A 12,222-nucleotide genomic window follows, 5' to 3' on the forward strand; every position below is an offset into this window, starting at 1 on the left:
CACCGCGCCGAGGCGGTGAAAATTATGACGACGTTTTCATTGATTGTTTTTCTTCCAACAGTTTATCGACCACGCCAGGATCGGCGAGGGTAGAGGTATCTCCAAAGTTAGAGGTATCGCCAGCGGCAATCTTGCGCAGAATACGGCGCATTATCTTGCCTGAGCGGGTTTTTGGCAGTGAGTCCGTCCAATGAAGAATGTCCGGCGTTGCGATAGGCCCTATTTCCTTGCGTACCCAGTTACGCACTTCGGCATAGAGCTCCGGCGTCGGTTCTTCGCCGTGGTTCAGCGTTACGTAGGCATAAATTGCCTGTCCCTTGATGCTGTGAGGGAAACCAACCACCGCCGCTTCGGCGATTTTAGGATGAGAAACCAGCGCAGATTCAATCTCTGCCGTGCCCAGACGGTGGCCGGAAACATTCAGCACGTCATCAACGCGGCCGGTTATCCAGTAATAACCGTCTTCGTCACGACGTGCACCGTCACCGCTGAAGTACATGTTTTTGAAGGTTGAGAAATAGGTCTGCTCAAAGCGCTCATGATCGCCAAACAGCGTACGTGCTTGACCCGGCCAAGAGTCAACGATGACCAGATTGCCTTCGGTCGCGCCTTCCTGCGGATTGCCTTCGTTATCGACTAAGGCAGGCTGCACGCCGAAGAACGGACGCGTGGCCGAACCCGCTTTAAGCTCCGTTGCGCCCGGCAGCGGGGTAATCATGAAACCGCCTGTTTCAGTCTGCCACCAGGTATCGACGATCGGACATTTGCTGTTACCAATCGTCTTGTAATACCACTCCCAGGCCTCTGGGTTAATCGGCTCGCCGACCGATCCGAGAATGCGCAGCGTACTGCGGCTGGTACCTTCAACGGCCTTATCCCCTTCGGCCATTAATGCGCGAATAGCCGTGGGTGCGGTATAAAGAATATTGACCTTATGTTTATCAACAACCTGTGACATGCGGTTAGTGGTGGGATAATTTGGCACGCCTTCAAACATCAGCGTAATCGCGCCTACCGCCAGGGGGCCGTACAGCAGATAGCTGTGGCCTGTTACCCAGCCTACGTCAGCGGTGCACCAGTAAACATCGCCGTCGTGATAATCGAATACGTATTTGAAGGTCAGCGCGGCATAAACCAGATAACCGCCGGTGGTATGCAATACCCCTTTAGGTTTGCCGGTTGAGCCAGAGGTATAAAGGATAAACAGCGGATCTTCGGCCTTCATTTCGGTTGGTGGGCAGTTTGCCGACGCGTGGGCAATTTCGTCATGCCACCAGACGTCGCGACCTTCTTTCCATTCACCTTTTTTTCCGGTGCGCTGATAAACGATAACGTGGGTGATGGTCACTACGCCCGGGTTTTTCAACGCGTCGTCAACGTTTTGCTTCAGCGGAATGGTGCGACCGGCGCGCAGGCCCTCATCGGCGGTGATCACCAGTTTGGCATTGGAGTCGATGATTCGTCCTGCAACGGCTTCGGGTGAGAACCCGGCAAAGATAACCGAATGCACGGCGCCGATGCGTGCGCAGGCCAGCATGGCGACCGCCGCTTCTGGCACCATTGGCATATAGATTGCGACTACGTCGCCTTTTTTAATGCCCTTATCTTTTAAGACATTGGCAAATTTACAAACGTCTTCATGCAGTTGTTGATAAGTGACGAATTTATTTTCGGCCTTAGGGTCGTCGCCTTCCCAGATGATAGCCACCTGATCGCCGCGTTCGGCGAGGTGACGGTCAAGGCAGTTGGCCGCCAGATTCAGCGTACCGTCCTCAAACCAGCGGATATCAATGTTACCCGGTGCAAACGAAGTGTTTTTCACTTGAGTAAAAGGTTTGATCCAATCGATGACTTTCGCCTGCTCCCCCCAAAATGCGTCAGGATCTTCCACAGACTGTTGATAGTATTGTTGATATTTCTCAGGTGTAATCAGGGCTCGTTCTGCAATAGGCGCAGGAATAGGGTGCTTATGGGATTGGCTCATCATTTTTCTCCTTATGAATAGGTTAATACTATGTCAATCAATGGTTAATTGTAGGTTGCTCCCCAAGCTTTGTTTGGGTTTTGGGTCGCAGATCACGCAATGCCTTTGCAAGACAATTAGTTGGCAGAAGAACTCAAATAAGCGGAGGTTAATTCAACCACTTTTCGCTCAAAATCTACCCGGATTTGACTCCCTAGCGGCAGCGTTAACATTGGATGGGTGTGGCAGCAGTCAAAGCCGTCAACGATGGGCAGTGGCTGACCGTTGAGAACCTCAAGCAGTACATCAATTGGCAGACGCCCGCTGCCTGAGTCATTAAAACCTTCGTGTTTACCCAGCAATATCGCCGAAACGCGGTCAAATATGCCATTAAGTTTTAACATGTTGAATGAGCGCTCAACGGTGGCAATGTCTTTCAGACTGTCTTCAATAAACAGAATATCGCCCTCAACAATGTCGGGCATATAAGGACTTCCCCAAATGCCTGAGAGGGTATTCAGGTTACCGCCGATAACTCTGCCTGTTACCCTTCCGGTGCCGAGAAACTGACAGTCATTGTCGTAAAGCTTTTTAGGCCGCTCGGGAACTGCGGTATCCCAGTTGAGCCTTTCATCGCTCCATACGGCGGGCTGAGGATAGGTATAAGGCAGTGCGGGCGGTGTGACCAACAGTTGGGAGAAGGAATGCCAGGTGGTATCAATAAGAGGAGGAAACTCGCCAAAGGAGGCAACCAGTGCGGGGCCATAAAAGGTGATAAGCCCCGTTTGGGCATAGATGCCCAGCAGCAGCGCGGTGGTATCAGAATAACCAATAATGATTTTAGGGTCGGCTCTAATCGCCTCATAGTCGATATACGGCAGCAGCGCATTACTGTTCATGCCGCCAATAGTCGACATCACGCAGCGAACCTGCGGACAGCGCAGCAGCTGGTTAAACTCTTCTGCACGTTCTTGAATGGTGCCCGCGCGGTAGAAGTCTGATTTCTGCGTCAAGAGTCCGGCTTTCAGGCCGAATCCTTTATCTTGAATAAAGCGTTGAGCACGGGCGAAGCGCTGCGGTGCCGTGACGGTCACTGGCGCAGAAGCCGAGAAGAAACCAATGGTTTCTCCCGGCTTAAGTGGTTGAGCTAACAGTGGTTGATAGCGGGTTATCACGGCAATCTCCTTATTACTGGGGGAGATTAAACATCGCTTATTTACCCGATTTGCTCAATAGAAAGATGATAGCCACAGCGCAAGTGCCAAAAGGTTCGCGTTATACCGGCACTGAAAACTCAAAGCAGGCACCTTTGCCCGGGTGTTCAATCAGCGCAATATCACTGCCGTGCAGCTCAAGGATCCGCTTCACTATCATCAACCCCAAGCCGCCAGCACGTTTTCGACCGGTACTTAATATAGAGGGCCGAATAAACAGGTCCGCCTTAAGCTCGGCGGCAATACCCGGTCCGGTGTCATTAAGCTGCACCATCACTTTCTCTTTTTGCGGCCAAAGGCGTATCTCAATGGTGCCGTGATCGGGGGTGAAACGGATGGCATTGTCCAGCAAATTAGTCATCACACGCTCCATCATCGCCAGATCGGCATTAACCAGAGGAATACCCGGCATCATGTCTGCCTGTAGCACCAAATGACGCGTTTCCGCCGTTAATTCAAATTTCTGATAGACATCTTGCACCAGTTCACACATTGAAAATGGCTCTTTTTGCGGTTTAACCACGCCATACTCAAGACGCGCCAACTCAAAAAGTTCCTGCGCCAGACGTCCCACCTTTTTACTTTGTACCAGCGCAATATTCAGATAACGCTGCCGGTCTTCGGTACTTAGCTGGTCTGATTTAACAGACAGTGTTTCAAGATAACCATGCAGCGAGGTCAACGGCGTACGCAAATCATGTGAAATGTTGGCGATAAACTCGCGTCTTTGCTGGTCCTGACGAGTCAGGCTCTGCCATTGTTCATCGATACGTTTAGCCATATTGATAAACGCCTGCTGCAGTTGGAAGACTTCATCACGCTGCGCCTTGGGATCCGGTAAGGAGTGAGAGAGTGCTTTAACCGCCTCCATTCCGCCGCTGTCCAGGCTGCTGACCTGCTCTGTTAAACGGCGGATCGGACGCGTCACCCAACGGAAAGCCAGCGCGCCCGCGACCAGACCAAATAAAATCACTAATCCCATCGAGCGCACGGCCATTAATACCGCCGAATGTAGCTGAGCATCGCTGTCGAGCGCGGTATATTCATCGCCAAGCAGAACGATATAGACATAACCCTGCACTTGCCCATTGTCGAGCAGCGGGGCAGCGCTAAACACCTGATGTGAATCATTGGTAATATGGCGCGGATTATCGCCATAAACCGGCATTTTTGCGCCCTGCAACAGCGCTTGCACCGGTTGCAGATTTATCCGTTTTAGTTTCAACGAGCCCGCTGGCGCGGCGTCACCAATAATATTTCCCTGTTTGTCGAGCAGATAGACTTCAACGCTGGGATTCACCGCCATCAGTTGGTCAAACAACGTATGCACCGAGGCATTGTTAAGCCCATTTTGACTCAGCAGGGGGTTGCTGTCGGCAATGTGCTTGGCAAGGTTCTGCGACAGTCGCTGTATAACCGCCTGACTGTACTGATTGCTGGAACGCACCTGCAACACGCCCGAAATGGTGCCGCAGGCCACCAGAAGAACAATAAAAACCAGCGTAAGCCGCTGTGCTAACGTCATATTCTTCATCATTTATCCCTGCGCCTCCTCGGTGGAATGCATGAATTTATAGCCCATTCCCCAAACAGTGAGGATACGGTCAGGTTCGGCCGGATTCGCCTCAATTTTGGTACGTAAGCGATTGATATGCGTATTAACCGTATGTTCATAACCTTCATGCTGATATCCCCAAACCTGATTGAGCAGGCTGAGGCGGGAGAATACTTTTCCCGGATTTTTGGCAAAGAAGTACAGCAAATCAAATTCGCGCGGTGTGAGTTCGATAATTTGCTGATTTAGCATCACTTCGCGCGAAATAGGGTCAATCACCAATCCGCTGCTGTTCAGCGTTCCCGCATCCATTTGCAGATTACGGCCCATGGCTTCCTGACGCCGAAACAGCGCTTTAACGCGCGCGACCAGTTCCAGCATCGAAAAGGGCTTGGCCAAATAATCATCGGCACCTAGCTCGAGTCCAAGCACCCGATGCACTTCACTGGAGCGGGCGCTAATGATGATAATGGGCGTATAGCGCGTCATGTTTCTTGCCCGGCGACAGATTTCCAGGCCGTCAACGCCCGGTAACATCAAATCGAGTATCAACGCATCCCAACCGCCTTTATCCAGCAGCGCCACGCCAATATTGCCGTCCGCCGCGTGGGTAATTTGATAGCCCTCATCACGAAGATGCAGCGTCAGAAGTTCAGCGATATTGCTGTCGTCTTCGACAATCAGAATCTTTTTAGTCTTGTCCATAGCGCGCCCTGACCTGTTTAAAGCGTATTCATCTCACTGCAGTCTACACAAGGTCATCAGGCGGAGTTATCACATTTTATTTAACTTTGCGTGAGGTCTTGGGGAACAAATCGGCGCAATACTCATTCCATCGAAACGGCAGGTGTCATCGTAAATAGCGGGTTTGGGAGCACAGCATGACAGTACACACTGAATTGCCACCTGCGGCAGGTGGCCATAGCAAACCGGCGATTGTTCACGCCCTCTGGCTGCGTTTAGCCCACTGGATTAATGCACTGGCGATTCTGATTATGGTCACCAGCGGCTGGCAAATTTATAACGCATCGCCTCTGTTTAATTTTGAATTTTCCAAGTCGATAACCTTGGGTGGCTGGCTCGGCGGAGGTATTCAGTGGCACTTTGCCGGCATGTGGTTGTTCGGCATCAACGGCCTGTTCTACCTGTTAATGAACATCTTCACCGGGCGGTTAAAAGCAAAGTTTTTCCCGGTAACGCCACGCGCCATATTGGCAGACTTGTTTGCAGCGCTGAAAGGCAAGTTGGCGCATGACGATTTACGTCATTACAACATGGTGCAGCGGGTCGCCTACCTGTTTGTAATGGTTGACGGTATTTTGCTGGTGCTGTCGGGGTTGGTGCTGTGGAAGTCAGTACAGTTTCCGCTGCTGCGTACGCTGATGGGCGGTTTTGATGTGGCCCGCTATGTGCACTTTTTCGCCATGTCGTCGATGGTCGGTTTTGTCGCCGTACATTTAATTATGGTGCTGCTGGTGCCTAAAACATTACTCGCCATGCTGCGTGGACGCTGAGGTCATATCGATGAAAAAAGACAGCAAAATCATCATGCCGGGCGCTGATGCAGACGACATCGTCAAAGAAGCCCAGGGGCTGATTGCTCGGCAGCTTGACGCGTCCTCCCGTCGCAATTTCTTGCGTCAGGGTCTGACGCTGGGCGGTATGGCGATGCTCACCGGCTGCGATATCAGCGATAACGCGAGTGTTGATAAAGCGTTGGTCTCAATTTCAGGATTTAACGACAGAGTGCAGGCGTGGCTATTCGGCGCAAACCGTCTGGCACCAGAATATGCAGAGTCGATGATAACCCGGCCTTTTCCTTTTAACGCCTTTTACAGTGAAGAGGATGCGCCCGAGGTTGACCCGCTCTCTTATCGTCTGCAAGTGGCAGGCAAAGTGTTAGACAAGTCTACCTGGTCGCTGGCGCAGCTCTACCAGATGGCGCAGGTAAGCCAGATAACGCGACACATCTGCGTTGAAGGATGGAGCGCGATAGGCAAGTGGGGCGGTATTCCGTTTTCACAATTTTTAAAACTCGTTGGTGCTGACCTTAGCGCGAAATATGTGAGCTTCAAATGCGCCGACGACTATTACACCAGCATTGATATGGCAACGGCGCTGCATCCTCAGACCCTGTTGGCACTGACCTACGATGGGCAAATTTTGCCGCGTAAGTACGGGTTCCCCATGAAATTGAGAATGCCGACCAAGCTTGGTTACAAAAATCCCAAGCATATCAAGCTAATTGAAATCACTAATGCCTATCCCGGCGGTTACTGGGAAGACCAGGGCTACAACTGGTTTGGTGGAAGTTAATTGCTATTGAAAATGACCCTGCACGCTTCGTGCATTATCTAAAAATGAGAAGGAAATACCATGAAAAAGTTAATCGCCGTAATGATCTCTTCAACATTGATGCTGGGTATGATGAGTGCGCACGCTGAAGACGCAATGACAAAACCTGTGGTGAAGAAAGACGGCATGAGCATGTCTAAAGACCACATGGGCAAAGACACTATGGGTAAAGACCACATGGGTAAAGACAAAATGTCTAAAGATCATATGGGCAAAGACACCATGGGCAAAGATGAAATGAAGAAAAAATCAGCCATGAGCCAGTAAGCTTCACCTTGGGCAACTCTGAATGAGATGTTTCAGGGTTGCCTTTGTCTTCCATTCTTTGCATTAAAAGCGTATCAGCGTCAGGATATCGCCCTCGAAACAGTGCCACTGCCCGTCAAACGTCATACCTGCCTTCAGTGCAGGCGTCAAAGACTCCGCTAGCGTGAGCGTAAAGCGTTGAGTCGACGGCGATAGAGCCGTCATAAACGCCGCCGAAAAATCAAAATATTCGCCAACCAGCGGAAAAAGCGCCTTAAACAGGCTCTCTTTGGCCGAAAAAATCAGCGTCAAAACCTCTTCTTTTGACAGCTCACTCTGTAACAACAGCCCGTGTTCATCAGGCAGAAGGACACCGTCGATAATATCCGCCATTTGCTGCGTTGAAATCACCGGTTCGATATCGAGGCCCAGTCCGCAGACCCCTTCAGACGAGAGAGCAACCGCCGCCAGCGCCAGACGATCGGTGTGGCTGATTGAGCCGACAACGCCAGATGGCCAGAGTGGTTGACGATGTGTACCTACCGCAGGGATTTGCGGCCTCATGCCCAGCGCCGTCATTGCTTTTCGTGCTGCCAGCCTGCCCGCAAGATGCTCTGCCTTACGCGAAGGGACAGCCCTTAAGAGCGCGTCGCGATAAGGTAAAATCAGTAAATCCTCAGGTTCCAACGTATTGACATCATAGTGCGCAACCACAATCGGCTGAATGAAGTCCGGCATAGACAGGGTAAAACAGGAAAAATGAATATTCATCGGCGGACACTTTGAAGGTAACTGTCGGGCACGGGCCGTACCCGACAGAAACAGGGGCTTATTCGAGCTTAGAAGTGGGTATTTAAACTCATGTAGAAGGTTCTTCCCGGTTCATTATAGGTTGCTGCCCCGGCACCGTACATATACGCATTGGTGACAGCATTACCTACGGTTTGCGCATTACCGGCGCGGAACTGGCGTTTATCGAGCAAGTTATCGATGCCCGCGGTTACGCTAACGTATTTCGAAACTGTATAGGTGCCACTGAGGCCAAACACGGCATAAGGGCTGACCTCATGCTTCTCGCTGCCGGTCACATCCTCGCCCTTGTAGTTGTATTTCTTCGGCTTTTGACGGCCATACCAGGTCATGGTGGATTGCATTGAGAGGTCTTCGGTTGCCTGCCAGCTCAGCGTAGAATTGACAGTAAATTTCGGAATGATCGACAGGTAATCGCCGGTCTCCTTATTTTTACTTTCAATCATATAGGTTCCATTGTTGGTCCAGTTCACGCTGCTGCTGAGCGGAATATTCAGGGTGCCTTCCAATCCCTGAACCACGGCTTTTGGCACATTTTCCCAGCGATAAACGTCGGTCGAGACGTTACTGGTCGAGGTGCCGGTTGGCAGATAACCCGCTTCAATCTTGTTGCGATAGTCGTTGCGGAAGTAGGTGAGGCCCGCCAGTAAACCACCGTCGTGATACTCAAGGCCTATCTCTTTGTTGGTGCTGGTTTCGGCGTTGAGATCTTTATTACCTAGCAGATAGCATCCGCCGGTACTTGCCGCACAGCCTTGTCCCTTACTGTAGAGCACATAGTTAGGGTTGGTCTGATACAAACTCGGCGCTTTGTAGGCGCGGGCAATGCCCATTTTCAAGGTAAAGTGGTCGCCCAGCTCCTGCGACAGATTAAGCGACGGGCTCCAGTTATCACCGACAATGGAGTGGTGATCGAAGCGCAGTCCCGGCACTAGCATGGTACTGTCGGTCAGTTCGATATTGTCTTCGGCAAACAGCGAGAAGATTTGCGCAGAGGAGTAAGGACTGCGACCGCTGCTGTCGATGCCCGCAATAGTTCCGCCGGACAGCGCCTGCGTATTGGACGATCCGTCCTTCATCTTCTGCTGGTTCCATTCAGTACCCAGCGTAGCGGTTTGCGGTACGCCCAGGTCGAATGGAATGCTGACTTCACTGTGTGCCAGCACGTTGCCAAGATGAGTATCCTTGAAGCTGTCGTCGGCAAAAATCCCTTCAGTGCCGCCCGCCAGTCCTTCATTCATGCGTGAGTTAGTGGTTTTCTCATACTGAACGTAATGGGTGGTGCTAACGCCGTTTTCCCAGGCACCGCGATAGGTAAGCGCATAGGTTTGGCGATAAATACGGTTAGTTTCTTTTCCGTACATACTCTTCACCAGCGCGCTGGTGTTGGTGTTTTGCGTGTCACCGGCGTAGAGATTGCCCTGACGGCCGTTTGAAACTTCAAACTCCAGCGACTGCATTGGGGCGAAATCCCAGTGCAGCAGGGCATCGATATTTTTGTCAATCACCCCTTCACGACCGGCTGGAAGCGTGTCGGCATAGGTTCCGGTGCGCTCTGACTGATGCCCGGCGTTGATGTCCTGCGCATCGGCCTTAGTTTTACTGTAGCCGCCGAACAAGCGGAAGCTGAACTGATCGCCCAGCGGGCCTGACAGGCTGAAATCAGTGCGCTTGGTTGAGCCTTCATCTTTGTGCTGCGGCGCATTGAGATAGGTATTCCACGATCCGTGCCAGTCTTTGGTGTCTTTTTTGGTGATGATATTCACCACGCCACCGGCGGCGCCGTTGCCATAGCGTGCGGCCGCGGGACCGCGTAGCACTTCAATGCGCTCAATCATATCTGGCGGAACCCAGCTGGTGTCGCCGCGCGTGTCACGTTCACCGCGCCAGCCTTGACGCACAGAGTTTCGGCTGTTGGCCGGCAGTCCGTCGATCAGAATAAGGGTGTTTTCCGGCCCCATGCCGCGAATGTCAATCTGACGATTGTTGCCGCGCTGGCCGCTGGTGGAGTTACCGGTAAGGTTTACGCCTGGCATGGTGCGGATCAGTTCATTGATGTCGCGCGCAGGCGGTCGTTTTTGAATTTCAGCGGAGGTAATGGTGGAAACGCCCGGAGCCTGAAGGTTTTGCTGGGCGGCGGTGACAACAATAGTGTCGCCTTTGTCTGTGTTTTCTTTGGATAGGGTTTCTGCCGCGCTGAGGGAGAACGACAGTGCAGAAGTGCCTAATCCGAGCCCTATTACTGTAGCCAAAGAGTATTGCGAAAGTTTAAAAGTCATGCTGGTCTCTACCCTGAAACCCATCCCTACACTGTCAGTAGAAAGAAGACGCAAACAGCGGGATGGCCTGTTGTGTGTACTTATCCGCTAATGGAAAAGCCAGCCCTGTGGATGGGCGGTTACACACTATTGCAAATGAAAATAATTATCAATACTATTCTTTTTAAGTTTAAGATGGGGTTCATACGGTGTTAGAAGTTAACATCTTCTAAGTATTGAATATTCTTTATCGCCTTAAAAAGAGTAAGCGTTTTGAAACCAGATTGTGTAGACCGGCTGTCAATGTCAGCGAGCAGTACGCTGTTGAACAGCAAGCATGCAGGAAGCAACGGATGGTGGTTGGAGGTGGCTCGCCGGGGAACGCCCTGGGTCGAGTCTTCGCAAGAGGGCTGCTGCAAAGTCACCTTTTTCTGGCGCGATCCTCAGGGGAGCGAATTCACCTCTTCTTATCAACGGGTCTGGATCAACATCAACTGTCTGACTGACCATCATCAATCCTCCCCGCCACAGAGTCTGCAAAGGCTGAGCGGCACTGACGTCTGGTATTGGCAAACCGAACTCCAGTCTGACTGGCGTGGCAGCTACAGCTTTATTCCCAGCGTTGAAGACCGGCCTTTTAGCGCAGAAATCGACGACGCCTTCGGACGAATGTTTGCCGTACGTAGCTGGTGGCGCAGCATATTTTCTCACGCGAGCCACGATTTACTGAACCCAACCCGCTCATGGCCCGGAGCAAAAGGCCATGCGCTTTCCGGCCTTAGCCTCCCCGATGCGCCGCCGCAGCCTGCCTGGCGAGATTTCGATAGCTATAACACCTCAAGCGGACTGTGTATGCCTGCGCCTCCGGCCAAGATTCAGCGCTATCAGTGGCGCAGCGAGCGATTGGGCAACCAGCGCAATGTCTGGATTTACACCACCGGCGAGGGGGAGAGCCTGTCTTCCCGCCCGCTGGCTATTTTACTCGACGGGCAGTTTTGGTCACAAAAAATGCCGATTTGGGAACCCCTGATGCAGCAAACTGCGCAGGGCAAATTACCGGTGGCGGTTTATGTGCTTATCGAGGTGATAGACAGTCAGCACCGCGCACAGGAGCTGACCTGTAACTCTGATTTCTGGCTGGCGGTACAGGAAGAGTTGCTGCCGGAAGTTGAAAAGCGCGCAGCCTATTCTGCCGATCCGGCCAAAACGGTGGTTGCTGGACAAAGCTTTGGCGGTCTTTCGTCGCTGTATGCGGCGCTGAACTGGCCGCAGCGTTTTGGCTGCGTGCTCGCCCAGTCGGGTTCTTTCTGGTGGCCGCGTCGCGACATGCTGCAGCTCGGTGAAACGCCGCAGGACGCCTGCTGGCTGCCGAAACAAATCGAGCAGGGGCTTGGGCAACAGAGTGCGTTGAAGATATTTATGGAGGCGGGCCGTCACGAAGGGCTGATCCACAAAGTGAACAATGACCTGCTCGACACCTTTAAAAACGCACCGCATCGCGTGCATTACCGCGTGGTCGAAGGCGGACACGATGCGCTGTGCTGGCGGGGTGGGCTGCTCGACGGGCTTGAGGCGCTGTGGGCCGATGACTTTATCGTGACTAAACAGACGGGAGTCGCTAATGGAAAAGCTTAATCCTTTTGATGATGAGGCCCAGACACTGTGGGTGCTGAAAAACAGTGAAAATCAGTACAGCCTGTGGCCGGATTTCAGCGCTATTCCTCAGGGATGGGAGGCGGTTTTTGGCCCCGCAGCACGCACGGATTGTATTAACTGGCTCGAATTAACTCGCAGGAGTGCTTAAGGTGCAGGACGCAACGT

At 52.1% G+C, this 12,222-nt stretch carries 11 protein-coding genes; 5 read left to right on the plus strand and 6 right to left on the minus strand.

The features are described 5' to 3' along the window. Window positions 1-22: 22 nt before the first annotated feature. The 4 genes from acs to GA565_RS03095 all read right to left on the minus strand — a co-directional run bounded on the left by acs (window position 23) and on the right by GA565_RS03095 (window position 5,437). Complete coding sequence (acs, locus tag GA565_RS03080; RefSeq protein WP_152201290.1) at window positions 23-1,984, minus strand: acetate--CoA ligase; 1,962 nt, start codon at window positions 1,982-1,984, stop codon at window positions 23-25. A gap of 116 nt (window positions 1,985-2,100) precedes the next feature. Next, a complete protein-coding gene (locus GA565_RS03085; protein WP_152197309.1) occupies window positions 2,101-3,138 on the minus strand; it encodes a S66 peptidase family protein in 1,038 nt (345 codons plus the stop codon). A 100-nt stretch (window positions 3,139-3,238) separates the two neighbouring features. Further along, entirely contained in the window at window positions 3,239-4,711 is a 1,473-nt protein-coding gene (locus GA565_RS03090) for an ATP-binding protein (protein WP_152201292.1), read from the minus strand. Window positions 4,712-4,714: 3 nt separating this feature from the next. Beyond that, window positions 4,715-5,437: a response regulator transcription factor gene (locus GA565_RS03095; RefSeq protein WP_152197310.1), complete on the minus strand. Its 723-nt coding sequence runs from the start codon at window positions 5,435-5,437 to the stop codon at window positions 4,715-4,717. Between the two features lie 176 nt (window positions 5,438-5,613). Here GA565_RS03095 and GA565_RS03100 point away from each other — a divergent pair, with 176 nt between their 5' ends. From GA565_RS03100 to GA565_RS03110, 3 genes are read left to right on the plus strand one after another with little or no spacing between them, the layout of a single operon-like run. Then, a complete protein-coding gene (locus GA565_RS03100; RefSeq protein WP_152197311.1) occupies window positions 5,614-6,246 on the plus strand; it encodes a cytochrome b/b6 domain-containing protein in 633 nt (210 codons plus the stop codon). Between the two features lie 10 nt (window positions 6,247-6,256). Further along, the gene (locus GA565_RS03105) at window positions 6,257-7,048 is read left to right on the plus strand and encodes a molybdopterin-dependent oxidoreductase (RefSeq protein ID WP_152197312.1); all 792 of its coding nucleotides are present in this window, start codon (window positions 6,257-6,259) and stop codon (window positions 7,046-7,048) included. Window positions 7,049-7,108: 60 nt separating this feature from the next. Beyond that, a complete protein-coding gene (locus GA565_RS03110) occupies window positions 7,109-7,354 on the plus strand; it encodes a pentapeptide MXKDX repeat protein (protein ID WP_055782155.1) in 246 nt (81 codons plus the stop codon). Between the two features lie 63 nt (window positions 7,355-7,417). Here the strand turns inward: GA565_RS03110 and GA565_RS03115 are convergent, their stop codons facing one another. Together GA565_RS03115 and GA565_RS03120 are read right to left on the minus strand one after the other, a co-directional pair. Then, window positions 7,418-8,104: a 4'-phosphopantetheinyl transferase gene (locus tag GA565_RS03115; protein ID WP_152197313.1), complete on the minus strand. Its 687-nt coding sequence runs from the start codon at window positions 8,102-8,104 to the stop codon at window positions 7,418-7,420. A gap of 68 nt (window positions 8,105-8,172) precedes the next feature. Beyond that, the gene (locus GA565_RS03120) at window positions 8,173-10,422 is read right to left on the minus strand and encodes a TonB-dependent siderophore receptor (protein WP_152197314.1); all 2,250 of its coding nucleotides are present in this window, start codon (window positions 10,420-10,422) and stop codon (window positions 8,173-8,175) included. Window positions 10,423-10,704: 282 nt separating this feature from the next. Between GA565_RS03120 and fes the strand changes: the two genes are divergently transcribed. Continuing rightward, window positions 10,705-12,036: an enterochelin esterase gene (fes, locus tag GA565_RS03125; RefSeq protein WP_193311869.1), complete on the plus strand. Its 1,332-nt coding sequence runs from the start codon at window positions 10,705-10,707 to the stop codon at window positions 12,034-12,036. After that, complete coding sequence (locus GA565_RS03130) at window positions 12,023-12,205, plus strand: MbtH family protein (protein ID WP_084984366.1); 183 nt, start codon at window positions 12,023-12,025, stop codon at window positions 12,203-12,205. The genes fes and GA565_RS03130 overlap by 14 nt, the downstream gene beginning before the upstream one ends. Window positions 12,206-12,222 lie beyond the last annotated feature (17 nt).

The sequence above is a fragment of the Rouxiella sp. S1S-2 genome, assembly GCF_009208105.1.
GTDB lineage: Bacteria > Pseudomonadota > Gammaproteobacteria > Enterobacterales > Enterobacteriaceae > Rouxiella.

Coding starts and splice junctions, on each gene's coding strand:
- GA565_RS03100 (WP_152197311.1), top strand. CDS start 5,614: ATGACAGTACACACTGAATTGCCACCTGCGGCAGGTGGCCATAGCAAA.
- GA565_RS03110 (WP_055782155.1), top strand. CDS start 7,109: ATGAAAAAGTTAATCGCCGTAATGATCTCTTCAACATTGATGCTGGGT.
- GA565_RS03115 (WP_152197313.1), bottom strand. CDS start 8,104: ATGAATATTCATTTTTCCTGTTTTACCCTGTCTATGCCGGACTTCATT.
- GA565_RS03120 (WP_152197314.1), bottom strand. CDS start 10,422: ATGACTTTTAAACTTTCGCAATACTCTTTGGCTACAGTAATAGGGCTC.
- GA565_RS03090 (WP_152201292.1), bottom strand. CDS start 4,711: ATGAAGAATATGACGTTAGCACAGCGGCTTACGCTGGTTTTTATTGTT.
- GA565_RS03095 (WP_152197310.1), bottom strand. CDS start 5,437: ATGGACAAGACTAAAAAGATTCTGATTGTCGAAGACGACAGCAATATC.
- GA565_RS03130 (WP_084984366.1), top strand. CDS start 12,023: ATGGAAAAGCTTAATCCTTTTGATGATGAGGCCCAGACACTGTGGGTG.
- GA565_RS03105 (WP_152197312.1), top strand. CDS start 6,257: ATGAAAAAAGACAGCAAAATCATCATGCCGGGCGCTGATGCAGACGAC.
- acs (WP_152201290.1), bottom strand. CDS start 1,984: ATGAGCCAATCCCATAAGCACCCTATTCCTGCGCCTATTGCAGAACGA.
- fes (WP_193311869.1), top strand. CDS start 10,705: ATGTCAGCGAGCAGTACGCTGTTGAACAGCAAGCATGCAGGAAGCAAC.